The following is a 23466-nucleotide window of genomic DNA, read 5'->3' on the forward strand; positions in this document are numbered from 1 at the left end:
TCGACCTATGGTCGCGTGGCGTAGAACGCGACTGCTGCTGAGGATGCCACATTGAGGGAGTCGACGCCGCCGGCCATCGGGATGCGTACGGTCAGGTCTGCCTTGTCGAGCACGTGCGGCTTGAGGCCGTGCCCTTCGGTGCCGAAGATCAGCGCGAGCCGTTCGTCGTGCCGCGCGGCGAGATCGTCGAGCGTGATCGAGTCGTCGGTGAGCGCGAACGCCGCGGCGACGTACCCATTGTCCTGGAGCAGCTCGAGATCGCCGGGCCAGGTGTCGAGCCGGGTCCACAGGACCTGGAAGACCGTGCCCATCGAGACCTTGATCGAGCGCCGATACAGCGGATCCGCGCAGGTCGGGGTGACCAGGACGAGCTCGACGCCCATCGCCGCGGCGGCCCGGAAGCCGGCGCCGACGTTGGTGTGATCCACGATGTCGTCGAAGATCGCGATCCGCCGGGGTGCGTCCTGGAGGAGTTCGGTCAGCGGCCGCGCGGCGCGACGCCGGTACGACGCGAGCGCGCCGCGGTGCACGTGGAAGCCGGTGACCTGCTCGGCCAGCTCCTCGGAGACGACATACACCGGCTTGTCCGGCCATTTCGCCAGCACATCGTGCAGGGAGTCCAGCCATCGCGGCGCGAGCAGGAACGAACGCGGCTCGTACCCGGCGTCCGCGGCGCGCCGGATCACTTTGTCGCCCTCGGCAATGAACAGGCCGTGCTCCTCCTCGAGCAGGCGCCGCAGGTTCACCTCCCGCAGCTGCACATAGTCCGCCAGCCGCTGATCCGCCGGATCATCCAGCGGCACCAGCGAACTCACGCCGGCCCCGGCCCGTCGTCGCCGTGTCCATCGCGCGCTTGCGCGGCCACCTCCACGACGTTGCCGATGACAACGATCGCGGGTGCGCCGACGCCGGCCGCGGCCATCGCGGCGGCGATCCCGGCCAGGTCGGACGTCACCATCCGCTGTCCCGGAAGGGTGCCGTCGGCAATCGCCGCGGCGGGCGTCGTCTTCGGCCGGCCGGCGGCGATCAGCCGCTCGGTGATCGCCGGCAGATTCTCGACCGCCATCAGCAGGACGAGCGTCCCGCTCAACTGGGCGAGCGCGTCCCAGTTGATCAGCGAATCCGGATGCGACGGCGGAATATGCCCCGAGACCACGGTGAACTCATGCGTCACGCCGCGATGCGTGACCGGGATCCCGGACACCGCCGGCACCGAGATCGAGCTCGTGATCCCCGGCACCACCGACCACGGCACCCCGGCCTCCGCGCAGGCGAGCGCCTCCTCGAAGCCGCGGCCGAACACGTACGGATCGCCGCCCTTCAGCCGGACGACGACCTTCCCCAGGCGACCGCGATCGACCAGGATCCGGTTGATCTCCTCCTGCTGAGCCGCCCGCCCACGCGGAAGCTTCGCCGCGTCGAAGAGCTCGACATCGGGGTGCAGCTCATCCAGCAACTGCTGCGGCGCGAGCCGATCCGCCACGACCACGTCGGCCTCGGCCAGCAACCGCCGGCCGCGGACAGTGATCAGATCCGGATCGCCCGGTCCGCCGCCGACGAGGTACACCCCCGGTTTCTTGTCCTGGGTGCGCGCTCCGAGCTGCCCCGTCCGCAGGCCTTCCAGGATCGCGTCGCGGACCTCGGCCGAGCGCCGGTGATCGCCGCCACCGAGTACGCCGATGGTCACCTGGTCGTGCTGCCCGGACGCGGGGGTCCAGGCGGTCGCGCGGGACCGGTCGTCGGAGCGGACACAGAAGATTCGCCGTTCCTCGGCCTCCGCCGACACTCGGTCGTTCACCGCGGCGTCGTCCGTCGCCACCACGACGTACCAGGCACCGTCGAGGTCGCCGTCCCCGTAGCCCCGCTCGATCCACGTCAGCGACGGGTTGCTCAGCAGGCCCTCGATCGTCGGCGTGATCGACGGCGAGATGAGGTCGATCTTCGCGCCCGACTCGAGTAGGCGTGGGAGCCGCCGCTGGGCGACTCCACCACCTCCGACGACGACAACGCGCCGCCCCTCGAGGACCAGACCAGACAGGTATTGGCTCGTCACGAGTCGATTCCCGCGGACTCGAACGTCGCCATCTCGTCCAGCGCTCGTACCGCACAGGTCAGGATCGGGTACGCAAGGACCGCGCCGGTTCCCTCACCCAGCCGAAGATCGAGGTCGACCAACGGCTGCAGGCCGAGCGTCTTCAGCGCGACCGCGTGTCCCGGCTCGGCGGACCGGTGCCCGGCGACGCAGTAGTCGATCGCCGCCGGGTGGAACGCCTGTGCGACGAGCGCGGCGGCTCCCGCGATCACGCCGTCCAGGATCACCGGCACCTTGTTGGCCGCGCCGCCGAGGATGTACCCGGCCAGGGCCGCATGCTCGAGGCCGCCGTACGCCTGGAGTGCCTTGAGCGGGTCGGTCGCCGGTACGTCGTGCAGCTGCAAAGCCGACCGCACGATCGCGGTCTTGTGGGCCAGCGTGGCGTCGTCGATGCCGGTGCCGCGACCGGTGACCACGTCGGCGGTCGCGCCGGTGAAGGTGGCGATCAGGGCGGCGCTCGCGGTGGTGTTCGCGATCCCCATGTCGCCGGTGAGCAGACACCGGTAGCCGTCCTTGACCAGTGTGTCCGCCAGGTCGAAGCCGACCGCGATCGCGGCCCTGGTCTCGTCCTCGGTCAGGGCGTCGGTCGTGGACAGGTCGCGGGTGCCGGGGCGCACCTTCGCGTGGATGATGTCCAGCTCGTCGACGGGCGTCGCCACGCCGACGTCGACCACACGGACGTCGACCCGGTTGTTCGCCGCGAACGCGTTCACCGCGGCGCCGCCGGCGGCGAAGTTCGCCAGCATCGCGGCGGTCACCTCCTGCGGCCACGGCGAGACGTTCTGAGCGTGTACGCCGTGATCGGCCGCGAACACCGTCACCACGGCGGGCGCGGGGATCGCGGGCGGGCACGTCCCGGTCATCCCGGCGACTTGGACGGACAGGTCCTCGAGGATGCCCAGGGATCCGGCCGGTTTCGTCAGGATCGCCTGCCGCTCGGCGGCAGCCCGCATCGCCTCGGGATCGGCCGGAACGATCCGCTCCAGATACTCCTCCACCACGTCCTCCGCTCACGTCTGCCGTCGTACCGCTCCGATCTTCGCATCCCCGTGAGCGTGCCCCGGGACGGACCGGTGAGATGTGGACAGTAATGTCGGAATCACCACACTCGCGAGATCCCGGAGGATCACCGATGTCGCTCGATCGTCCAGTCGCCCCGGACCCGTACGAACTCCTGCCGAAATGCGGATCGTTCACCGTCACCAGCACCGATGTCACCGACGGTCAGCAGCTGCCCGACGCCCAGGCGTTCGCCGGCGCAAACACCTCGCCGCAGCTCAGCTGGTCCGGATTCCCCGCCGAGACCAAGGCCTTCGTGGTCACCTGCTATGACCCCGACGCCCCGACACCGTCCGGCTTCTGGCACTGGATCCTGGTCAATCTCCCGGCCACGGTGACGGAGCTCCCGACCGGCGCCGGTGCGACGGAGCGCCTCGACAACGGCGCCTTCCACGTCCGCAACGACTTCGGCACCAAGAACTTCGGCGGCGCCGCTCCGCCGCCCAACGACCAGGTCCACCGCTACTACTTCGTCGTCCACGCCATCGACGTAGAAGCCCTCGACGTGGACTCCGACGCCACCCCCGCCGTCGTCTCCTTCAACCTGGCCTTCCACACCCTCGCCCGAGCCATCCTCACCCCCACCTACCAGATCCAGGCCTGATTGCCCGGCCGGCCCGGATACTACGGGCGGCGTGCGGTGACGATCCAAGCGCGGGAGTCGAACCACACGCCGTCCGCGGTCTGTCGGCTGGCGAGGATGGCGCGCAATCGCTCGAGTGCTTGTTCGGCACGGGTCGGGCCCAGCTCGGCGAGCAGGTCCCTTGTCAGCCAAAGGCTGCGTACGGCGTCGCACGCGGCGTCGGCGTCAGGGCCGTAGTACACGGGTTCACGGACGTCGGTGACCTGTACGTCGGTGAACCCAGTGCCGGTCAGGAGACGCTCCGCGGCCGCGGGGTCAGCGAGCGAGAACGGTTCGCCTCCGGTGTCCGGCGCCGTCCGTCCGGTGGTGAGCATACGACGGACCACGGCGTCCCACTCCTGGTGCCTTCTGTCCTGCCAGACCAGCTGCACCAGCCGCGCCGCCGGACGCAACGCGCGGGCGATGTTGGTGAACGCGGCCTCCGGGTCGCTGAAGAACATCGTGCCGAACCGACTGATGCCGAGGGAGAAGCCCTCCGCCGGAAAGGGATGCGTCTGAGCATCAGCCCGCTCGAAGCGGACATTCTGCAGGCCCTCCTGCTCGCTGAGTCGCCGGGCAGCATCCAAGCTCTCGGCGGAGATGTCGACGCCGAGCGCACTCCCGGAGTCCGCGCTCTTGGCGGCCGCCCGGGTGGTGAGCCCGCTACCGCATCCGATGTCGAGCACGTGGTCATCGGACCTGACATCCATCGCCGTCAGCAGCCGCGGGTGATACCGGCTCAGCTCGGCGTCGTAGTCGAACTGCCCGCGTTGCGCTTCGGCCGTCATGGTCGCTTCCCCTTCGTCGTTTCCCCAGCTCACGGCAACGACGCTAGGCCGCGCTCAGCATCGTGAAAAACGATAGTCCTCGATCGACCCCATCGCGAACCACGATCATCCGGCGTACGCTCGCGTCCATGTCCGACGTTGAACTCCGGCATGTCGCTACCCTCGCCGCCGTCGCCGACGAGGGCTCGTTCGGTCGGGCGGCCACCCGGCTCGGCTACACCCAGTCGACAGTGAGCCAGCACATCGCCGCGCTGGAGAAGGCCGTCGGCGGTGCGGTGTTCGACCGCCCCGGCGGCCCGAAGCCGGTGCGGATCACCCCACTCGGCACGGTCGTGCTGTCTCATGGTCGCGACCTGCTGGCCAGGAGCCAGGCCATGACCGCCGCGCTCGACCGGTTCAAAGCCGGCGAGGGACGCATCGACATCGGCACCTTCCAAAGCGTCTCCAACGTGCTCCTCCCGCACGTCGTCCGCCAACTGCGCGAGGAACACCCCGGCTGCGACATCCGCCTGTTCGAGGACGAATCCGATCCGCCACCGGTCGACAAGGTGGACCTGATGTTCTTCGACGGCCGCGTCGCCGGCGACATCGAGCACCTCAGACTGCTCGACGACCCGTACGTCCTGGTCGCCCCACGTGGCGCCTTCCCAGAAGGCCCGGTCCAGCTCACCAGCCTCCACCGCGCACCCATGGTGGCCTGGCCACCCACCTGCGACCAGCCCCGCGTAGAACAGTTGTTCGCCACCAACGACGTACAGGCCCCACATCGTGTTCCGGGCCGCAGGCAACGAAGCAGTCCTGGCGATGGTCCGATCCGGCCTCGGCTCCGCCGTACTCCCCCGCCTGGTCCTGACCACCCCCGACCCGGCCCTGTCCATCCATGACCTACTCCCCGCCCCACCCCGCCGCGAGATCTACCTCCTCTGGCCCTCCGGCCGCACCCAATCCCCCCTCACCAAACGGACCATCGCAATCGCCACGGAAGTCGCATCCCACTTCCAAGCCCACCTGCAATCACCGGGGTCCCAGAACCCGGGCCGACTCCCACCCGGCGTACCGCAAGAGGCCGGCACAACCGCCGTGGTCACGTGATTCTGTGGGCCTCAGCTCGGTCGAACGCACCTGCCGGGTAGACGAACACCCGCTTGACCGTCTTGATCGGCACCTTGACACCCATGATCGCGGTCCCCTTCGCGCCTGGAAGCAGGAAGAAGTTGCTGGCGTTCGAGAGCGCGATTCCCATGTTGTACTTCGTCGTGTCGCCGCCGTGCCCGCTGGCGTCACCTGCGAAGGTATCTCTCCAGATATCGACGTAGTCGCTGATCGAGGTCGCCTCGATCTGCTGGCCGCTGCCGGTGACAACGACGACTTCGTGCATGGTGATTGTGGCGTTCGACTGATTGTCGACCTGGGCGATGAGGTAGGTAATTGGCGGCGCCTTCGCAAGTCTGCGATAGTCGCCGAACCTCTACAGTCGCGCGTCCATGATGGATGCAGGGACCTGGATCGTCCCCACAGCTCCCTCGTACTCGAACGAGTACACGCCCGGTCCACCCGGAAGTGTCCGGGGCGTGGTCTTGCTCGTCTGAGGACTTGGAGGTACAGATACGCGCACTGTGGCCGAGCCCTGCGGCTGCGCTGATGCGGAACCGTTTGGCGTTGAACTAGTGTCGCGTGTAGTTAGTTGATTTACGGTTGGTGTGCGTCAGGATGGGGGTATGGCGAATCGACCTGCTGCTGCGCTGGTTCTTCGTGAGGGTGATCGGGAGCGGTTGTTGCGGATGGCTCGGTCGTCGTCGGGTCGGGCGGGTCTGGCGCAGCGGGCGCGGATTGTGCTGTTGGCGGCTGACGGTGAGGCGAATACGGCGATCGCGGAGCGGGTGGGGGTTTCGCGGCCGACGGTGATCGGTTGGCGGGAGCGGTACGCCGAGCGGGGACTGGCGGGGTTGGATGATGAGCCGCGGTCGGGTCGGCCGCGGGTGGTCGACCATCGCAAGATCGTGGCGGAGACGCTGAAGCCGCCACCGAAGCGGCTGGGGGTGACGCACTGGTCGAGCCGGCTGATGGCCGCTCGGCTGGGAGTGAGTAATGGCACGGTGGCCAGGGCCTGGCGCGATTATGGGGTGCAGCCGTGGCGGGTGGAGACGTTCAAGTTCTCTACCGATCCCGAACTGGTCGCCAAGGTCACCGATGTGGTCGGGTTGTATCTCGCGCCGCCGGAGAACGCGATCGTGTTGTGTGTGGACGAGAAGTCGCAGGTCCAGGCGTTGGACCGGACCCAGCCGACGCTGCCGATGCAACCCGGGCTGGCCGAGCGGCGCACCCATGACTACGTCCGGCACGGCACCACCACACTGTTCGCGGCCCTGGAGATCGCCACCGGCACCGTGACTGCAGCGGTCAAGCCCCGGCACCGTCACCAGGAGTTCCTGGCCTTCCTCAAGCAGGTCGCCAAGGCCTACCCCGACCACGGGGACGGCACCGAACTCCACCTGGTGATGGACAACTACGCCGCCCACAAGCGCCCCGAGATCCGTACCTGGCTGGCCGCCAACCCGCGGATCCAGGCGCACTTCACCCCGACGTCCGGATCGTGGCTCAACCTGGTCGAGGTCTGGTTCGGCATCATCGAACGCCAGGCCATCCGCCGCGGCACCTTCAACTCCGTACGCGACCTCAACACCAAGATCCGCGCCTTCATCGACGGCTGGAACGACCGCTGCCACCCCTTCGTCTGGACCAAGACCGCCGACCAGATCCTCAGCAAAGCCAACCGTCAGACCACTTCAAACACGGACCACTAGGAGCGTTGATGACGCATCCAGAGCAAATAGGCAGTACACAGATCGCGATCGCTGTCCTGCGGAACCGCGCACGACGATTCTTCATGACATTCCCCCCGTGACGCGATCTGGCGCCGCGCCACCCCCGAAGGCAGTATGAACCGCCAAATGCTTTACGTCACGGTCGGGACCTATGTCCGGTTGATTGTTGCCAGCCAGGCCGGGGCGCCGTTGTCGTGGTAGCGCGTTTCGAGCTTGGTGTTTTCGAGCGTGGCAATGCGCCAGCCGGTGTTGGGGTTGAAGGCTGTCGTCAGGTCTTCGCGGGTGACGGGGTGGGGGCCGGTGTCGGGGCCTTCGTTGCTGAAGCAGAGGAGGTAGAGGGTTCCGTCGGGTTGGGTGACCGAGGCCAGGCTCGCGACGTACGGCGGGCGCTCGTCGGCGTCGAAGGAATGGAACAGGCCGCAGTCCAGAACTGTGTCGAATGTGCGCCCCAAGCGATCCAGGTGGAGGGCGTCGGCTGTGGTGAAGTCGGCTTTGATACCGCGGTCGACGGCCTTCTGGCGGGCCAAGGCCAAGGCGGTTTCGGCAACGTCGACCCCTAGGACCGGCAGTCCGAGAGACGCAATCTGCAGGGCGTTCTCGCCGCTGCCACAGCCCGCGTCGAGCACCGATCCGGTGAAGCCGCCGCTGGATGCCAGGCGGACGATTGCCGGCTGAGGGCCGCCGAAGTCCCAGGGAGCCGGTCCGTCGTGGTACGACGCATCCCAAGGCTCGCCTGTCATCCGTTCATGGCTGGTCGGTTGCCGGCCGCCGTACGGACCGCGGGTTACCACTGGTTCGGACAACGCCGTCTCCTTCCTGCCTGGACTTCTCATCGTGACCCCTCAGGGCACACCTGACTATGCCTGCTGTGCTCCCGGGCCGCGCCCGCTCGTAGTCGATAGTCGATCCCGCCACTCGTCGTTGCAGGTCGGAGCCGGAACCTACAACCGCGCGCCGGTCGCATCTCATGCCTGTCGTGTCCCTACTAATTGCTATCAGCAACCGATTGGCCGGATCGCCGTCCCTGCGACGACATTCCGCGCCCGCACCGATGAGAGAGTGTGATGTCTCGGGACTTCGGTGACGGTTCTGTATCAGGACTTCGGTGACGTTGGATGGTCAGAAGGCGCGCGCGGCCGGGGGCAGGCCGGGGAAGTCGGCTGCTTCGCTGACGGCGGCCCACTTGCGGACGTCGTCGAGGTCGCGTTGGTAGACGCGGGTGAGGTTGCGGACGGCTTCGGCCCCGAGCGGCAACCGCAGTGGCGCATCGGGGGTGCCGAGCATGTCGCGGATCGCGAGTGCAGCCCGGCCCGGGTCACCTTCCTGGAGGCCGTCGGCTTCGGCGATGTTGGCGCGCACTGAGCCGATGACCTCGTCGTACGTTGCGTCCTGCTCTGCGGTGTTGAGTACGTCGGAGGCGTTGAATCCGGTGCGGAAGCGGCTGGGTTCGACGATCAGCACGCGGATGCCGAACGGTTTGACCTCGCCCGAGAGGGCTTCGGACCAGCCTTCGAGGGCGAACTTGCCGGCTGAGTAGCTGCCGACGGCGGGGAACGACATCCGTCCTCCCTGGCTGCTCATCTGCACGATCGCCCCCGAACGGTTCTGCCGCATGTGCGGGAGGACCGCTCGGACGTAGGCGGCGGGGCCGAACAGGTGCTGGTCGAGCATGTCTCGCAGCTCGGCGTCCGTGACTTCCTCTGCGGCGCCGACCTGCCCGGCACCGGCGTTGTTGACCAGTACGTCGACCCGCCCGAACGCGTCCAGCGCGCGCTGTACGACCTCGGCGGCCGTGGACGTGTTCCGTACGTCGTGTTCGATCGCCAGAAGCTGATCCCCGTACCGAGCCTTGAGCGCGTCGAACCTTTCGACATGGCGCGCGGTACCGACGACCCGCTCTCCGGCGTTCAGGGCGGCCTCGGCCAGCGCCAATCCGAGGCCCGAGCTAGCGCCCGTGATGATCCAGGTCGTGCTGTCTTGTGTTGTGTTCATAGCCGCGACGCTAGAGGTTGGAGCGCACTCCAACGCAAACCGAACAGCAGACTCCAGTCATCGAGGCTTGCGTTTGAGCGCGCTCCAGTCTCTAGCGTCATCGTCATGACGAACTCACCCGAGCAACCGGCCTTCACGGGTGTAGAACTTCAGCAGCAGCGCGAACCCGAGCAGACCCGCGCCACCGTTGCCCGACAGCAAGACCCGCTCGTCATCCAACAGCGTCCAATGCTCAACCAGTTCGTCGAGCTCAACCGACCGACCCACAGGCGGTAATCCTGCTGCCAGCAAAGGGTCACCCTGAATGTGGCGGCTGGTGACACTTCGGTGAGTCGGCGGGGTCGGTGATGCCCGGGGCAGGTGGACTGCGCCGGTGCCGAAGAACGAGTCTGTTGATCCCCGTGTCCGTCTCGCGATCACGCAGTGGCCGTCTGATGCGCCGCGTGGGGCGGTGACGACCTTCTGTGCCGAGCACGGCATCTCGCGCAGGACGTTCTACGAGATCCGGCGGCGTAGCCTGACCGACGGTGCCCGCGGCGGCGTTGGAGCCGAGGTCGCGGCGGCCGAAGTCGAGCCCTCGAAGCTGGCCGATGAGGTCAGGCGGCAGGCGATCGGGGTCCGGGCTGCACTCGATTGGCTTGGCGGACGGCGTTGGCCGACGAGGAGTATGGCCGCCATAGCGGATGGGTAGCCACGCTCACACCATCGCATGGTCGACTCATGCCATCACCTGACCCTGCGGAGCCTTGGAGCGGATGAACGGGAATCGAACTCGCATTCTCAGCTTGGGAATCCCACGTAGCCTCTTAGGTGAGTCTGAAATGACCGGGTCCGGTTATGGACGCCCGCGCCCGCTCCGCGGCCTCGGCTGACCACCGCCAAGGATGCACGGGGGATGCACCAATGCTCTAGCTGAACCGGGCCACGGGCAGGGCTAGAGCATGGGGGTCGCCACCGTCGCCACCCTCGCCACTTCCGCCAGCCAGTTGCCTCTACGTCGCGGCAGTTGTGGGCCAGGCGGGCCTCTCGACAAGTCCCAGCCAACCAAACGCGGAAAGGGCGTGCAGCCACACTTTCTCTGCCACAATCCAATCTGCGACGACGTAGATGCGTGAACCCTGGGAGAGGAACTGATGCCGGACGAACCCGATGCCGAGATCCGACGCCGGGTCGAACAGGCACTGGGCCGGCCGACCACGACGTGGGCCGTCCCCGATACCGGTTGGTCGGGGGCGATCCGGCACTCAGTCGGATTGGCCGACGGCACGCGCGTCTTCGTCAAAGCCGCCACCGACGACGATACCGAGCGCTGGCTCCGCACCGAACACCTTTCCCTGCAGCACGTTCCCGAGCGGTTCGCGCCAACGATCATCGCGTGGCTCGACGAGCCCGGCCGCCCGATTCTCGTCACTGAAGATCTCAGCCGGGCTCACTGGCCGGCCAGCCATCAGGGCGTGAATTGGCGCCCCGGCGATATCGATCTCCTACTCACCGCTGTCGCCAATCTTTCACATATCGAGGCACCGAACGTTTTCTCACCCACACCGCGAACGCGCGCTCGCTGGCCCGGCCTACTGTGCGGCCCGGACCGAACGGCCTTCCTCGAATTGCAGCTGTGCTCGGAGAAGTGGCTCGACAACGCCGCACCGCAGCTCATCGCCGCCGAATCCCGCTGCGACGAGGACGGAATGAGCCTGGTGCACGGGGATATTCGCAGCGACAATATCTGCATCGACGGCGACCGGGTGGTTTTCGTCGACTGGAGCCATACCTCACGCGGCAGCGCCGACCACGATCTGGCCGGATTGCTCCCGACCCTGCACCTGGAAGGCGGCGCCCTTCCCTACGACGTCATGCCCGACGGCGCACCCTGGGCCGCCGCCGGTGCCGCCACGCTCGCCTATCGCGTTCACCACGATTCCCTGCCGGACTGGCTGGTCCCGGTGATGATCCGGCTGATCGCGATCGACCTGTCGTGGGCAGCGTCATCGCTGGGGCTTCCGTCGCCCGACGGCACCGCCCCGCGCTAGCCGAACAATTCTGGATCATCCGAGTCCGCGTTCTGGCCACCGATCGCGAAGAATCGGCGGGCCGGACGCACCCGGGCCGGTGCAGAATCTGACCGCCTGGCAGGCCACCGCGAAGACCGAGGCACCTCGCCCCACCCGTGACCTGATGCGCCGTCCCGCCAGCCGGCCCCGACCCACCCCGGCGCCCCTACCCACAGACCTGCCCGACGACACCGTCGTCAAGAAGCTGACCAGCAACGCCGTCTTCATCCTGAACAAGGTCCAGTACATGGTCGACGGGCGACGAGGCTTCCAGCAGGTCCTCGTCATCACCGCCGGCGACAAGATCACCGTCGCCGACCTCGAAGGCGAGATCCTCATCGAGCACACCAGACCCGCGCCCGGAGTGACCTACGTCGGCAACGGCCGCCCCCGCGGCCCACGCCAAGACCCCTGAATCGTCACCGATGTCCTGAGACACCCAGTGTCACCGATGTCCTGATACAGAACCGTCACCGATGTCCTGAGACAGAACCGTCACCGATGTCCTGAGACATCACACAGTGACGGCGAGAGAGTCACTTTGATCTGATCGAACATTTGTTCTAATATAGATCCATGAGAGCCATCGACTTCCCGGCCAGCGATCCGGCCGATGCGCAGTCCGATGCGCTGTCTTCGGGTGGCGCCGCCTTCGAGATCCCCGATGACCTGGGTGGTCCGCGTTTCGTCAGTGAGCAAGACGAGTGGGACGCCGAGCTCGACGTACTCCTGGGCCGGAACAGATTCTCCCGGGTGGACACGCTGGAGTGGGAGTTGTGGGACGGCGTCGACCAAGACGAGGCGGAGCGCGAGATGCTGCGCCGCGAGGCTCCTGCCTGGGTGTTGTTGCCGCCCGGCGGTGGGCTGGCGACCGCGCTGGAGTCGACGCGGCCGCAGGCGATGTCGCCGATGGCGCTGATCGAGTTGATGAAGGCCGCGAAGCGCCTGTCCAGCTGGGCGGCGTCCATCGAGGCGGCCGCGATGGCATCGTTCTACCGGCAGCGCCAAGCCGAGCACCGCGAGTCGCCTCGTCCGACCCAGCTCGATGCGACGGGCCGCCCGATCGATCCGGAACGTTCCTGGTACGGCGAGATCGCGTTGGCGCTCGGGCTGTCGCCCAATACCGTCGGTCGCCGGGTCGACACCGCCCTGCGGCTCACCTCGACCCTGTCGGCAACGCACGCGGCGCTGAAATGCGGGGCGCTCACCTGGGGCAAGGCCCTGGCGATCTCCGAGGCCACCAGCAAACTGCCCGACCGCGAGGCGCAGGCGGTCGAGGCGCACGTCCTGAAACGCGCCGCCGCACAGACCCACAAGAACCTGCAGGAGTCGCTGCGCCGCCAAGTAGCCAAACACACCACTCGTGAAGCCGCCGACAGCCACCGCGCCGCCGTCGCCGAGCGCACCTGCAAGATCGTCCCGCTGGCCGACGGCATGGCCGGCCTATGGATCGTTCACACCTCCGACAAGATCCAGCAGATCTGGGTCGCCATCCAAGCGATGGCCGCCCTCGCCAAGCGCGATACCCCCACCACCGCCGAACCTGCCCCCGGGTCCAGCACCACCATCTCGGCCAACACCGACACCACCCCAGACCACGGCACCACCCCAGACCCCGGCTGCTCGCCGAACGACAGCAACCGACCCTGCGTCGGCGCCGCGACGGCCCCGGCGAACCCGCACGCCACCACGGACCGCTCGGACACCGCAGCAACCACCGCGGGCACCGCGCCACCGGACACCGTGCCACCCGACTCCGTGCCACCCGACTTCGTGCCACCGGGCACCGTGGCACCGGACGCGATGGCGTCCACGGATGCCAGGCCGAACCGTGCGACCGACGACAGCAGCGCCACGGTCAGCACCACCGCCGGCTCGGCTGATGGTGTGCTGAAGGATGCCCGGACCGCCGCGCAGCGCCGCGCCGACGTGGCCGCGGACCTGTTCGAGCACATCCTCCACAACGGCCTGGACTGGCTCGGCCGGCGCCTACCCGACCAGCACCGCCGCCGCCCCCACATCGAGGTCGTCGTCGCGGCCTCCACCCTGCTCGGCCTCGACGACGACCCCGCCGAACTCACCGGCTACGGCCCGATCACCGCCGATATGGCCCGCCGCATCGCCGCCGACGGCACCTGGCGGCGACTCCTGACCGACCCCGTCAACGGCGCCGTCGTCGAAGCCTCCACCACCCGCCACGATCCCGGCGCCCTCGTCACCGAAACCCTGCTCGCCCGCCACCCCGTCTGCGCCTGGCCCGGCTGCAACCGCACCTCCCGCGACTGCGACCGCGACCACCTCACCCCGTTCGCCCGCAACCGCACCACCAGCCTCACCGGCCTAGCGCCCTACTGCGAGTACCACCACGTCATCAAAGACACCCCCGCCTGGGGCTGGACCACCACCAGCCACCCCGACGGCTCGATCACATTGACCACCCCCACCGGCCACCGCTACACCACCGTGCCACCCGTCCGCGGCCCCATGCTCCAGCCAGCCGAAGCCCACGACTCTCCCACCACCTACACAGACGCTCACGCCGTAAGCAGCACCCACGAATCCACCACCACACGGCAGCGCGCACCGGCCGACGATCGCCCGCCGTTCTGATGAGACCCGGGTAGGCCTTGCATTCAGCCACCTGGGACTGAACCAACCACCGCGCCGGGATTGGGAGCGGCGGCATCGGCCGATCTACTCGGAATCGGCCTGGAGTTCGTTCCCGAGGAGCGAACCGATCCCACCGTCCGCACTCCCGCACACCACCGTCCACACGTCCGGGCTGCCAACGTCCGCACCCGACGAGCCGGCACCGGCGGGCAAGTGCGGTGACTGGCCGGGCGTTCGTCTTGCCGGTGGTGGGACCGTTACCGGTCCGCGGGGATGGGACACCGCCTGGGCGCCTCGGACAGGCCGTGCCGTGTCCGAGGCCCCCACTACCTGTCCGGGGGTCGGGCCTGGACGACCGGGGGCCGGGCGCCGCTGGCCGACAGCCTCGACCAGACGGGGGCGGCGACCTGGCAGTTCTGACCCCCGCACACCAGGGGCTGTCTCAAGTCACCGGCCCCGGGTCCGCCCGCCGACGAGGACATGCAGGCCGGCCACTCACACATCGAGCAGAAGAGCCGAAATAGCGTGTACCGACCAACGAGTTCCTGTCCCAAGCCGAGCACCTTGCACTGCCCGGCCCCACCACCAGTGCTCCCGAGGTCAACCCGGGCCGCGAGTTCTAGTCGAAGCCGAGGATGGTTTCTTCGATCTCGGCACCTCGCGCGTTCGCGTAGGAGACCTCGGTGCCGGTGACGTGGAATCCTGCTTTCTGCAGGACCCTCAAGGATCCGGCGTTGTCGCTGGCCGCTCGAGCATGCAGAGGCCGGATCTGCTGCTCCTGAAGGAAGAGCGTCAGTGCGGTGCTCGCCACTCCCTACCCCCACACCGAACGATCGATCCAGTAGGTGATCTCGGTGTCGCCCTCGATGACGAAGCTGGCAATGCTCCCGACGAGAAGCCCGTCCCGGGTGATCGCGCGATTCCTGGTGCCAGGAGTCGCCCTCACCCGCGCCGTTTGAGCATCGAACGCCTCGCGGTCGTTGGGATCCCCGGAGACGAAGGCAGCCATCCTGACCGACTCCGCGTCCCGCATCTGCTCGAACAGCCCATCGAGGTCACCATCCTCGAGTTCCCGCAACACCACGTCGGCCGCAGCCGCGCCCTCCCGCCTTATCCGGTACGTCGGCAACGTAGCAGCCGCCCCCCGACACTGTCTGCCACCCTGAGATACCTAATGCCGCACTCGTCGCCTGCCGCCCACCGAACGGATCACCGGTTCCTGATGGCTCGGGCAACGTCGTCCCCTTTCCCCAGACAGGCTGTTCCGTACGACCAACACTGCGGGGGGCAGCGCGATCTCGGCGGCTGAGACTGGGCGCGCGGAGGTGCCGAGCTGGTCGGGCCGACGGTCGGGTTCGTTGCGATGGGCCTAATCGTCCAGCGCGAACAGGCGGTTTGCGAGCCAGCCTGCCATCGCGCGTACTCCCAGTGCGATTGCACGTTCGTCGGCGGCGAAAGTCGGGGTGTGCACGATGCCGCTCAGTCCCTCCGCCGGGTTCGCCACGCCGACGAAGAACATCGCCCCGCGAACCCTGTTGAGGAAGTAGGCGAAATCCTCACCATTGAAAGGAAACGGTGCATGCAGCATCGTCGCCGCGTCGGCTCCGAACGTCCCACGAAAGTACTGCGCTGCCGACTCACTGAGATCCACTGGACAGATCATGGCGGGGAACGGCGCCTCCCGGAAAGTCAGGTGGTCCAGCCCCGCGGGGCCGCACACGTCGTGCACGAGTTCTGTCACCTGTTCCCGGATTCCGGGGTACGAGTCGTCAGGCCATGCTTTGATCCAGCCATGCGTGTTCACCTGTGTGCGGGTCTCGTCGCTGCTGATCCACGCGCCGGCGAAGACGAAGCGAGCCAGCGGGCCGTCTTCCACTTGCAGGTCAGCGAGTAACTGTTCATGTTGCTGTGGCGTAGCCGGCGGCCTGACCGTGGACCAGGAGGCGATCCGAGCGGCGATCTCTTCCGCCTTGTCTGCCGCGCCCGGCCCAGCGAGTTCCAGGTCGAAGCTGTCGTGCCCCGGCAGTCCGCCGCCCGGCATCACCGCGAAGGTGCCGACGGGGATGTGCGCGCAATGCAGTGCATAGATCTCTTCCGGCTCGGCCAGTTCGAGGACGCGGGCATCGAGCATCGCCTTCGCGCCGGTGAGGGCTTCTTCGGCCGGCTGGAAGTAGAACACGACCCGCCCGCTCAATTGGTCCCGCACCCGGGCCAGGGTTCGCGCGACGCCGATTCCGATGGCCGTGTGGATGTCGTGCCCGCACAGGTGCCCTGCTCCGTCGACCTGTGACCTGAACTCAGAATCGAAGGCTTCGTCCATGGCCACCGCGTCCATGTCCGCGCGGTACCCGATCGTCGCTCCCGGCTCAGCGCAGTCAAGGATGCCGACCACACCATGCCCGCCGACTCCGGTCGAGACCTCCAGCCCAGCCGCTCGCAAGTGGTCAGCTACGAGCGCCGCCGTTCTCACCTCGCCGCCGGCCAGTTCTGGGTGCCGGTGGATCGCCCGGCGCACCTCAATCAGGTCGCGGTCAAGCGACGGGACAACTTGGTCGATCAGACTGATGATGCTCTCAGACTGCACCACCGTAGATTAGGCCATCGCTCCTCCAGCACCAGCCCCGGTTGGCGGGCCGGCGGGGAGCCTGGTGGACTCCCCGCCGGAGCGTTCCAGACGTTCAGTCTTTGATGCCGGATTGGGTTACGCCTTGGATCAGGTAGCGCTGGAGGAAGGCGAAGATCAGGATCAGCGGCAGGATCGAGACCGCTACCGCCATGAACAGTTCGTGGATGTTGATGGTTTGGGCGGTGACGAAGGTCGACATCGCCACCTGGACCGTCCACGAGGACGAGTCCTGGCCGATCACCAGCGGCCACAGGAACGAGTTCCAGTTGGCGATGAAGGTGATCGCGGCGAGGGCGGCGAAGAACGGCAGGGAGTTCGGTACGACGATCCGCCAGAAGACACCGAAATAGCCGGCACCGTCAACCCGGGCCGCCTCCTCCAGTTCCTTCGGGAAGCCCAGGAAATACTGACGGAACAAGAACGCCGCGAATCCGCTGAACAACGTCGGAATGATCAGACCACGCAACGACGAGACCCATCCGAGCGACGACACCACGATGAAGCTCGGGATGAACGTCACCGCGGCCGGGATCATCAGTGTCGCGACGATCGCGTAGAAGATCTTGTCCGCGTGCCGGTACGGGATGCGCGCCAGCCCATACCCCGCCATCGATGCCAACAGCAACTGTCCGCCGGTCCCGAGCACACCGACGACGGCCGAGTTGTACAGCGCTCGCGCCATCGGCACCTGGGTGTCGTTGAACAGCTCGCTGATGTTGCTCCACTGCAGATGCGCGGGGAACAACGTCCACGAAGGCGCGGTGATGTCGGCCTCGGTGGACAGCGCGTTGCGCAGGATCAGGTAGAACGGCAGCAGGAACAGCACCACCGCGATGAACAACGCGATCCACCGCAGCACCGTCCCGACCCGGCCGAGAGCGCTCCGGCTGAAGCCGATCGGCTGGGGTGTGCCCGTCGTACGCTCGGCGACAGCCATCAGTCACCTGCCTTTCCGAAGCCGAAGATCCGGCTCTGCAGCAGTGTCACGATCATGATGATGACCGCCAGGATGAGCGCGCCGGCGGAGCCGTGGCCGAGATCCTGGATCGTGCCCAACGAGATCCCGTACAGGTAGACCAGCGGCGGCCGCGCGTAGTTCACGTTGCCGATCAGGTTGTAGAACTCGTCGAACGCTTGGTACGCCGCGATCAGATTGAGGATCAGTACGGCGACCGACGTCGCCCGCAGCTGCGGCAACGTGATGTACCGGAACACCTGCCACCCGGGCTTCGCCCCATCGACGTACGCCGCCTCGTACAGCGTCGGCGAGATCCGTTGCAGTCCGGCGATGAACAGGATCATGTAGAACCCGAGCTGCAGCCACAGCCGCACGGTGACGATCGGAAGCCAGTACCACGGCGGATCGACCGTCGACAGCCACGCGATCCCGTCGACGCCGAACCAGCCCAGGATCGTGTTCGCCAGCCCGAACCGGACCCCGTTGAAGATCGACAACCGCCAGATCAGCGACGCGACCACGTACGAGCACGCGGTCGGCAGGAAGAACACCGACCGGAAGAACGCCCGCGCGATCTTCACCTGGTTGACCAGCAACGCCAGCGCCAGCGCCAGCACGAACGTCAGCGGCACGATGAACACCGCGAAGATCGTGAACGTGCCGAGGCTCGACAAGAAGTTGTGGTCGGTGAGCATGTCGATGTAGTTCTGCAGCCCGACGAACTTCGACGGCGTGACCGTGTTGTAGGCCTCGAAGAAGCTGAGGATCAGGCTCCAGATGATCGGCAGGTAGGAGAAGATCAGCAGCCCGAGCACGAACGGGCCTACGAACACCCAGAACCACAAGGTGTTCCCGGCGATCCCCTTCTGCCGCCGCCGTGAGCCCCGCGGCTCACCAGCGATGGCGGGGTCCACGGCCTGGGCAGTCTTGACGGGAGCGCTCATCCGAACAACCGGGACAGCTCGGCGTTGACGGTCTTCTCGGCTTTGCTGATCTCGGCGGCGGGGTCGGCTCCCTTCTTGATGATGTTGGTGAGCATGTCACCGAACGCCGTACCCATCTTCGGAGTCCAGGCCGGGTTGTCGGTGTGCCCGTAGTCCTCGTTCAGCTTGACCGTGTCGGCCGCGACGCCGCTCTGCAGCTTCGACGCCTTGGCGGCGAGGCTCTTCCGCGGCGGGATGTGGAAGCCGTAGTTCAGCGACCAGTCCTCCTGGAAGTCCGCCTTGTCGAGCCACAGCCACTTCACGTACTTCTTCGCCGCGTCGATGTTCGCGCTCTTCGCGGACACGAACTGGGTCCAGCCGCCGGAGTACACGGCCGGCTTGCTCTGCGCGTCGAGCTTCGGGAACGGGATCACGCCGATGTCGTCACCCAATGCCTTCTGCATCCCGGGCACCGCCCACATGCCGATCCACTGCATCGCGACCAGGCCCTGGTTGATCGCGCTCGGATCCCACCAGTCCGTCGGAGCGCCGAGCAGGATGCTCTTGCTCGCATACAACTCGTGCAGCTTCCCGAAGGCCTGGGCCGCGCGCGGGTCGGTGAAGCCGGGCTTGTTGTCGTCGGTCAGGTAAGAACCGCCCGAGGACCACAGTGCCGGCCCGCCCATGGCGTTGCCGCCGTCGTTGCCGACGAACATGCCCTTCACCTTGTTCGTGGTCAGTTCCTTCGAGGCGGCGATCAGGTCATCGATCGTCTCCGGCGGCTTGATGCCGGCCTTGTCCAGCAGTGACTTGCGGTAGTAGATGACCTGCGGGTCGATGATCATCCGGATGCCGTAGATCTTGCCGTCGACCGTGTTGGTGGCCAGGTCGCCGGGCAGGAAGTCGTCCTTCACGTCGGCCATGATGTCGTCCAGCGGCACGACCTGGTTGCTCTTCACCATGCCGATGTTGAGCTGGCTCTCGAACACGTCCGGGCCCTTGCTGGACAGCAGACCGGAGGAGAGCTTGGCGCCGTAGTCACCCGGCGTCCACTGCACGGCGACGTTCGCGTCGGTGTAAGCCTTGGCGTACTTCGCCGCCGCCTGCTGGGTGCCGGCTTCGCCGTATTGGTGGTACCACTGGGCCAGATTGACCTTCGCTCCGCCTCCACTGGCGCCTGACGAGGCGGGCCGGCCGGTATTGCCTCCGCAGGCCGCGGTGAACGCGGCGAGGGCGGCCAGACCACCGGTCCGCTTGAGCAGGTCCCGCCGGGTCAGACCGGCGTTCGGAACATGAGCAGGCATGAATTCCACCTTCCCGGGGAGCAACGCCGCAGGGGTACGGCGCCAGGTGTTCAGACTTCGGCCCGAAGATACCGGCGCCGTCAAGTCAATCGTTGTAGAAGTGGCAGCACCATGACGCAAAAGCGCGCCCGGCGCAAGACCGGGCGCGCTGTTCTTTGTTCGATTCTGTGGAGTTTGCTTGAGTTGATACCGCTCCGTGATCAGCCGAAGATCTCGCCGGCCGCCGCCTTGCGCAGCAGCAACGCCGGCGGCTCGAAACGACGGCCGTACGACGCTGCCAGTGCATGGGACCGCTCCACGAAAGCCTTCAATCCGTAGGCGTTGACGTACTGCAACGCGCCCCCGTGCAGCGGCGGAAAACCGATTCCGAAAATCGAGCCGATATTCGCGTCGGCGACGGAGCGTAGTACTCCTTCGTCGAGGCATTTGACCGTCTCGAGCGACATCGCGAAGATCATCCGCTCCTGCAGATCGATCAGTGGCACCTCGGCGTCATGCGCGAAGTGCTCCCACAGTCCTGGCCACAGGCGTTTCGGCCCGTCGGCCGGATAGTCGTAGAACCCCGCACCGGCAGCCTTCCCGCGGCGGTCGAACTCGTTCACGAGCCGATCCGTCACCGCCATCCCCGGGTGGTCGTCGAACGCGCCTGCGCTGTCGCCCGCCGCCTTGGCCGCGTCGCGGATCTTCTGCGGGAGCGTCAGCGTGACCTCGTCCAGCATCGCCAGCGGCGGCGCCGGGAAGCCCGCCTGGGTCGCGGCACGCTCGATCGTCACCGGATCGATGCCTTCGGCGACCATCGCCGCGCCTTCCATCACCAACGTGCCGAACACGCGCGAGGTGAAGAAGCCCCGGCTGTCGTTGACCACGATCGGCGTCTTCTTGAGCTGCCGGACCACGTCGTACGCCTTGGCGATCGTGCGGTCCGAGGTCTTCTCCCCCACGATCAGTTCGACCAGCGGCATCCGGTCGACCGGCGAGAAGAAGTGCATGCCGACGAAGTCGTCCGGCCGGTCGATGCCGTCGGCGAGCGAGGTGATCGGCAGGGTCGAGGTGTTCGAGCAGAGCAGCGCATCCGGCTCGACCACACCGGCGATCTCGGCGAACACCTTCTGCTTGAGCTCCTCGCTCTCGAACACCGCCTCGATCACCAGGTCGCAGCCGGCCAGGTCGTTCGGATCCGCCGTCGGCGTGATCCGGCTGAGGAAGGCCTCCACGTCGGCAGCGGAAAGGCGGCCCTTCTGCACCTGCTTCGCGAGCAGCTTCTCGGAGTACGACTTGCCCTTCGAAGCCGCGTCGAGCGAGACGTCCTTGAGTACGACCTCGATGCCCACCTTCGCGCACACGTAGGCGATCCCCGCGCCCATCATCCCGGCTCCGAGGACGCCGACCTTCCGGGCGGAGTAGCGAGGTACGCCGCCCGGCCGCGAAGCGCCGGCGTTGATCGCCTGCAGGTCGAAGAAGAACGCCTGGATCATGTTCTTCGCGATCTGCCCGGTCGCCAGCGAGACGAAGTACCGCGACTCGATCCGCGACGCGGTGGCGAAGTCGACCTGGCTGCCCTCGACCGCCGCGCTCATGATCGCCCGCGGCGCCGGGTACGGCGCGCCCTTCAACTGCTTGCGCAGGTTCGCCGGGAACGCCGGCAGGAACGCGGCCAGCTTCGGCGAGGCCGGCGTACCGCCGGGGATCTTGTAGCCGTCCCGATCCCACGGCTGCCTCGCGTCCCCGTCGTACGACGAGATCCACCGGCGCGCCGCGTCGAGCAACTCGTCGGCCGGCACCACCTCGTCGACGATGCCGACGCTCACAGCGTGCGCGGGCTTCATCCGCTGACCCTGCAGCAGGACCTTCATCAGCGCGTCCTGCGGGCCGAGCATCCGGACCGTGCGGGTCACCCCGCCCCCGCCGGGCAGGAGACCGAGCGTCACCTCCGGTACGCCGATCTCGATCCGGTTGTCGTCGGCAACGATCCGGTGGTGGCACGCGAGCGCGATCTCGAGACCGCCGCCCAGAGCGGATCCATTGATCGCGGCAACGACCGGGACGCCCAGCGTCTCCAGTACCCGGAGCTGCCGCTTCACTTCCTCGACCGTCTCGAACACCTCAGCAGCCTGCGAGGGCTGGATCTGCGACAGCATCTGGAGGTTGCCACCGGCGAAGAAGGTGGACTTCGCACTGGTGATCACGACACCGCGCAGGGAGTCCTTCTCGGCCTGCAGGCGCTCGACCACCGAGCCCATCGCCGCGAGGTACGTCTCGTTCATCGTGTTCGCCGACGCGCCGGGGTCGTCCATCGTCAGCGTGACGACACCCTCGTCGAGGTCCCAGGAGATCATGCCGCAAGCCTCTCGATGATCGTCGCGACGCCCATCCCGCCGCCGACGCACAGGGTGGCCAGTCCGTACCGGAGCTCGCGCCGCTCCAGTTCGTCCAGCAGGGTTCCGATCAGCATCGCGCCGGTCGCGCCGAGCGGGTGCCCGAGCGCGATCGCGCCGCCGTTCACGTTCACCTTCTCGTGCGGTACGCCGAGATCGGCCATGAAATGCAGGACGGCGGCCGCGAACGCCTCGTTCATCTCGAACAGGTCGATGTCGCCGGCCTCGAGCCCGGCCTTGGCCAGCGCCTTCCGGGCGGCCGGTGCCGGTCCGGTCAGCATGATGGTCGGGTCCGCGCCGCTCACCGCGGCCGCGACCACCCGGCCGCGGGGTGCCCGGCCGAGCGCCTCGCCGGCCTTCTCGTTGCCGATAGCAACCAGGGCGGCACCGTCGACGATCCCGGACGAGTTGCCCGCGTGATGGACGTGCTCGATCCGCTCGACGGTCAGGTACTTCTCCAGCGCGACCGCGTCGAACCCGCCGTGCTCCCCGATCGCCGCGAACGACGCGGGCAGCCCGGCCAGCGTCTCGACAGTCGTACCCGGCCGGACGAGCTGGTCATGGTCGAGGATCTGCAGACCGTTGCGGTCGTTCACCGGTACCACGGAGCGGGCGAAGTACCCGTTGGCCCAGGCCTTCGCGGCGCGTGCGTGCGACTCGGCGGCGTAGGTGTCGACGTCGGTGCGGGAGAAGCCGTCGAGGGTCGCGATCAGGTCGGCGCTGATGCCCTGCGGGATGAAGTTGGTCTGCAGCGCCGTCTCCGGGTCCATCGCCCAGGCGCCGCCGTCGGAGGCCATCGGGACCCGCGACATGGACTCGACGCCGCCCGCGAGGATGAAGTCCTCCCAGCCCGAACGAACCCGCTGGGCCGCCTGGTTCACGGCTTCCAGGCCGGAGGCGCAGAACCGGTTCAACTGCACGCCGCCGGTCGTCTCCGGATAGCCCGCGGCGAGGACCGCGGTCCGGGCGATGTCCATGCCCTGGTCGCCGATCGGCGTCACGACACCCAGGACGACGTCGTCGATGACGTCTGGATCCAGGTCGGGATGGCGGTTCCGCAGTTCGTGCAGGAGTCCGGTGATCAGCTGGATCGGCTTGACCTCGTACAGCGCGCCGGTCGGTTTGCCCTTGCCGCGGGGCGTGCGGATCGCGTCGTACAGGAAGGCTTCGTTACTCATGATGATCCCGTCGGTCGAGAAGTCCCTCCGATTGTGACAGTTATGCTGTCACGATGGTCAAGG

24 protein-coding genes are annotated in these 23466 nt (G+C 67.4%); 8 read left to right on the top strand and 16 right to left on the bottom strand.

Features of this window, described 5'->3' with window-relative positions:
* Positions 1 to 5: 5 nt before the first annotated feature.
* The 3 genes from ACXC9Q_RS06770 to cobT are packed head-to-tail and all read right to left on the bottom strand — an operon-like array spanning position 6 to position 3090.
* On the bottom strand, positions 6 to 815 hold the full coding sequence (locus ACXC9Q_RS06770) for a TrmH family RNA methyltransferase (protein ID WP_457055597.1): 810 nt from the start codon (positions 813 to 815) through the stop codon (positions 6 to 8).
* Positions 812 to 2053, bottom strand: coding sequence for a uroporphyrinogen-III C-methyltransferase (cobA, locus tag ACXC9Q_RS06775; protein ID WP_457055598.1), 1242 nt, complete (start codon positions 2051 to 2053; stop codon positions 812 to 814). Before cobA ends, ACXC9Q_RS06770 begins: the two co-directional genes overlap by 4 nt.
* Positions 2050 to 3090 carry a nicotinate-nucleotide--dimethylbenzimidazole phosphoribosyltransferase gene (gene cobT, locus ACXC9Q_RS06780; protein WP_457055599.1) on the bottom strand — a complete coding sequence of 347 codons (1041 nt, stop codon included), beginning with the start codon at positions 3088 to 3090 and terminating at the stop codon, positions 2050 to 2052. The genes cobA and cobT overlap by 4 nt, the downstream gene beginning before the upstream one ends.
* A gap of 134 nt (positions 3091 to 3224) precedes the next feature.
* On the opposite strand from cobT, the gene ACXC9Q_RS06785 reads away from it, so the two are divergent.
* The gene (locus ACXC9Q_RS06785; RefSeq protein ID WP_457055600.1) at positions 3225 to 3755 is read left to right on the top strand and encodes a YbhB/YbcL family Raf kinase inhibitor-like protein; all 531 of its coding nucleotides are present in this window, start codon (positions 3225 to 3227) and stop codon (positions 3753 to 3755) included.
* Between the two features lie 20 nt (positions 3756 to 3775).
* Here the strand turns inward: ACXC9Q_RS06785 and ACXC9Q_RS06790 are convergent, their stop codons facing one another.
* Positions 3776 to 4594: a class I SAM-dependent methyltransferase gene (locus ACXC9Q_RS06790; protein ID WP_457055601.1), complete on the bottom strand. Its 819-nt coding sequence runs from the start codon at positions 4592 to 4594 to the stop codon at positions 3776 to 3778.
* Positions 4595 to 4689: 95 nt separating this feature from the next.
* Between ACXC9Q_RS06790 and ACXC9Q_RS06795 the strand changes: the two genes are divergently transcribed.
* Positions 4690 to 5445 (top strand): LysR family transcriptional regulator, encoded by a 756-nt coding sequence (locus ACXC9Q_RS06795; protein WP_457055602.1) that lies wholly within the window; start codon positions 4690 to 4692, stop codon positions 5443 to 5445.
* Positions 5366 to 5653: a LysR family transcriptional regulator substrate-binding protein gene (locus tag ACXC9Q_RS06800; protein WP_457055603.1), complete on the top strand. Its 288-nt coding sequence runs from the start codon at positions 5366 to 5368 to the stop codon at positions 5651 to 5653. Before ACXC9Q_RS06795 ends, ACXC9Q_RS06800 begins: the two co-directional genes overlap by 80 nt.
* Here ACXC9Q_RS06800 and ACXC9Q_RS06805 read toward each other — a convergent pair.
* Entirely contained in the window at positions 5646 to 5939 is a 294-nt protein-coding gene (locus ACXC9Q_RS06805) for a hypothetical protein (protein WP_457055604.1), read from the bottom strand. The genes ACXC9Q_RS06800 and ACXC9Q_RS06805 overlap by 8 nt on opposite strands.
* Positions 5940 to 6279: 340 nt before the next feature.
* Between ACXC9Q_RS06805 and ACXC9Q_RS06810 the strand changes: the two genes are divergently transcribed.
* Positions 6280 to 7365, top strand: coding sequence for an IS630 family transposase (locus tag ACXC9Q_RS06810; protein ID WP_457055605.1), 1086 nt, complete (start codon positions 6280 to 6282; stop codon positions 7363 to 7365).
* 170 nt (positions 7366 to 7535) lie between these two features.
* On the opposite strand, the gene ACXC9Q_RS06815 is transcribed toward ACXC9Q_RS06810, so the two are convergent.
* The 3 genes from ACXC9Q_RS06815 to ACXC9Q_RS06825 form a co-directional block, all read right to left on the bottom strand.
* Complete coding sequence (locus ACXC9Q_RS06815) at positions 7536 to 8189, bottom strand: class I SAM-dependent methyltransferase (protein ID WP_457055606.1); 654 nt, start codon at positions 8187 to 8189, stop codon at positions 7536 to 7538.
* A 316-nt stretch (positions 8190 to 8505) separates the two neighbouring features.
* The gene (locus ACXC9Q_RS06820) at positions 8506 to 9378 is read right to left on the bottom strand and encodes an SDR family NAD(P)-dependent oxidoreductase (protein ID WP_457055607.1); all 873 of its coding nucleotides are present in this window, start codon (positions 9376 to 9378) and stop codon (positions 8506 to 8508) included.
* A 114-nt stretch (positions 9379 to 9492) separates the two neighbouring features.
* Positions 9493 to 9645 carry a hypothetical protein gene (locus ACXC9Q_RS06825; protein ID WP_457055608.1) on the bottom strand — a complete coding sequence of 51 codons (153 nt, stop codon included), beginning with the start codon at positions 9643 to 9645 and terminating at the stop codon, positions 9493 to 9495.
* A gap of 184 nt (positions 9646 to 9829) precedes the next feature.
* On the opposite strand from ACXC9Q_RS06825, the gene ACXC9Q_RS06830 reads away from it, so the two are divergent.
* The 4 genes from ACXC9Q_RS06830 to ACXC9Q_RS06845 all read left to right on the top strand — a co-directional run bounded on the left by ACXC9Q_RS06830 (position 9830) and on the right by ACXC9Q_RS06845 (position 14039).
* Positions 9830 to 10069, top strand: a complete 240-nt coding sequence (locus ACXC9Q_RS06830; RefSeq protein ID WP_457055609.1) for a hypothetical protein — start codon at positions 9830 to 9832, stop codon at positions 10067 to 10069.
* 442 nt (positions 10070 to 10511) lie between these two features.
* Positions 10512 to 11408: a phosphotransferase gene (locus ACXC9Q_RS06835; protein WP_457055610.1), complete on the top strand. Its 897-nt coding sequence runs from the start codon at positions 10512 to 10514 to the stop codon at positions 11406 to 11408.
* A 79-nt stretch (positions 11409 to 11487) separates the two neighbouring features.
* Positions 11488 to 11844, top strand: a complete 357-nt coding sequence (locus ACXC9Q_RS06840; RefSeq protein WP_457055611.1) for a hypothetical protein — start codon at positions 11488 to 11490, stop codon at positions 11842 to 11844.
* A gap of 161 nt (positions 11845 to 12005) precedes the next feature.
* Positions 12006 to 14039, top strand: coding sequence for a DUF222 domain-containing protein (locus ACXC9Q_RS06845; protein WP_457055612.1), 2034 nt, complete (start codon positions 12006 to 12008; stop codon positions 14037 to 14039).
* 619 nt (positions 14040 to 14658) lie between these two features.
* Here the strand turns inward: ACXC9Q_RS06845 and ACXC9Q_RS06850 are convergent.
* The 8 genes from ACXC9Q_RS06850 to ACXC9Q_RS06885 all read right to left on the bottom strand — a co-directional run bounded on the left by ACXC9Q_RS06850 (position 14659) and on the right by ACXC9Q_RS06885 (position 23403).
* Positions 14659 to 14850: a GNAT family N-acetyltransferase gene (locus ACXC9Q_RS06850; protein ID WP_457055613.1), complete on the bottom strand. Its 192-nt coding sequence runs from the start codon at positions 14848 to 14850 to the stop codon at positions 14659 to 14661.
* 3 nt (positions 14851 to 14853) lie between these two features.
* Entirely contained in the window at positions 14854 to 15168 is a 315-nt protein-coding gene (locus ACXC9Q_RS06855) for a GNAT family N-acetyltransferase (RefSeq protein WP_457055614.1), read from the bottom strand.
* Between the two features lie 240 nt (positions 15169 to 15408).
* A complete protein-coding gene (locus ACXC9Q_RS06860) occupies positions 15409 to 16623 on the bottom strand; it encodes a M20 metallopeptidase family protein (RefSeq protein ID WP_457055615.1) in 1215 nt (404 codons plus the stop codon).
* A 94-nt stretch (positions 16624 to 16717) separates the two neighbouring features.
* Positions 16718 to 17602 (bottom strand): carbohydrate ABC transporter permease, encoded by an 885-nt coding sequence (locus tag ACXC9Q_RS06865; protein ID WP_457055616.1) that lies wholly within the window; start codon positions 17600 to 17602, stop codon positions 16718 to 16720.
* A complete protein-coding gene (locus ACXC9Q_RS06870) occupies positions 17602 to 18567 on the bottom strand; it encodes a carbohydrate ABC transporter permease (protein WP_457055617.1) in 966 nt (321 codons plus the stop codon). The genes ACXC9Q_RS06865 and ACXC9Q_RS06870 overlap by 1 nt, the downstream gene beginning before the upstream one ends.
* The gene (locus tag ACXC9Q_RS06875) at positions 18564 to 19850 is read right to left on the bottom strand and encodes an ABC transporter substrate-binding protein (protein WP_457055618.1); all 1287 of its coding nucleotides are present in this window, start codon (positions 19848 to 19850) and stop codon (positions 18564 to 18566) included. Before ACXC9Q_RS06875 ends, ACXC9Q_RS06870 begins: the two co-directional genes overlap by 4 nt.
* Positions 19851 to 20050: 200 nt before the next feature.
* Positions 20051 to 22186: a 3-hydroxyacyl-CoA dehydrogenase NAD-binding domain-containing protein gene (locus ACXC9Q_RS06880; RefSeq protein ID WP_457055619.1), complete on the bottom strand. Its 2136-nt coding sequence runs from the start codon at positions 22184 to 22186 to the stop codon at positions 20051 to 20053.
* A complete protein-coding gene (locus ACXC9Q_RS06885) occupies positions 22183 to 23403 on the bottom strand; it encodes an acetyl-CoA C-acetyltransferase (RefSeq protein WP_328521330.1) in 1221 nt (406 codons plus the stop codon). Before ACXC9Q_RS06885 ends, ACXC9Q_RS06880 begins: the two co-directional genes overlap by 4 nt.
* Positions 23404 to 23466 lie beyond the last annotated feature (63 nt).

It is taken from the genome of Kribbella sp. CWNU-51 (assembly GCF_054073265.1).

Coding starts and splice junctions, on each gene's coding strand:
- ACXC9Q_RS06800 (WP_457055603.1), top strand. CDS start 5,366: ATGGTCCGATCCGGCCTCGGCTCCGCCGTACTCCCCCGCCTGGTCCTG.
- ACXC9Q_RS06880 (WP_457055619.1), bottom strand. CDS start 22,186: ATGATCTCCTGGGACCTCGACGAGGGTGTCGTCACGCTGACGATGGAC.
- ACXC9Q_RS06785 (WP_457055600.1), top strand. CDS start 3,225: ATGTCGCTCGATCGTCCAGTCGCCCCGGACCCGTACGAACTCCTGCCG.
- ACXC9Q_RS06845 (WP_457055612.1), top strand. CDS start 12,006: ATGAGAGCCATCGACTTCCCGGCCAGCGATCCGGCCGATGCGCAGTCC.
- ACXC9Q_RS06865 (WP_457055616.1), bottom strand. CDS start 17,602: ATGGCTGTCGCCGAGCGTACGACGGGCACACCCCAGCCGATCGGCTTC.
- ACXC9Q_RS06805 (WP_457055604.1), bottom strand. CDS start 5,939: ATGCACGAAGTCGTCGTTGTCACCGGCAGCGGCCAGCAGATCGAGGCG.
- ACXC9Q_RS06835 (WP_457055610.1), top strand. CDS start 10,512: ATGCCGGACGAACCCGATGCCGAGATCCGACGCCGGGTCGAACAGGCA.
- ACXC9Q_RS06810 (WP_457055605.1), top strand. CDS start 6,280: ATGGCGAATCGACCTGCTGCTGCGCTGGTTCTTCGTGAGGGTGATCGG.
- ACXC9Q_RS06820 (WP_457055607.1), bottom strand. CDS start 9,378: ATGAACACAACACAAGACAGCACGACCTGGATCATCACGGGCGCTAGC.
- ACXC9Q_RS06875 (WP_457055618.1), bottom strand. CDS start 19,850: ATGCCTGCTCATGTTCCGAACGCCGGTCTGACCCGGCGGGACCTGCTC.
- ACXC9Q_RS06885 (WP_328521330.1), bottom strand. CDS start 23,403: ATGAGTAACGAAGCCTTCCTGTACGACGCGATCCGCACGCCCCGCGGC.
- ACXC9Q_RS06870 (WP_457055617.1), bottom strand. CDS start 18,567: ATGAGCGCTCCCGTCAAGACTGCCCAGGCCGTGGACCCCGCCATCGCT.
- ACXC9Q_RS06795 (WP_457055602.1), top strand. CDS start 4,690: ATGTCCGACGTTGAACTCCGGCATGTCGCTACCCTCGCCGCCGTCGCC.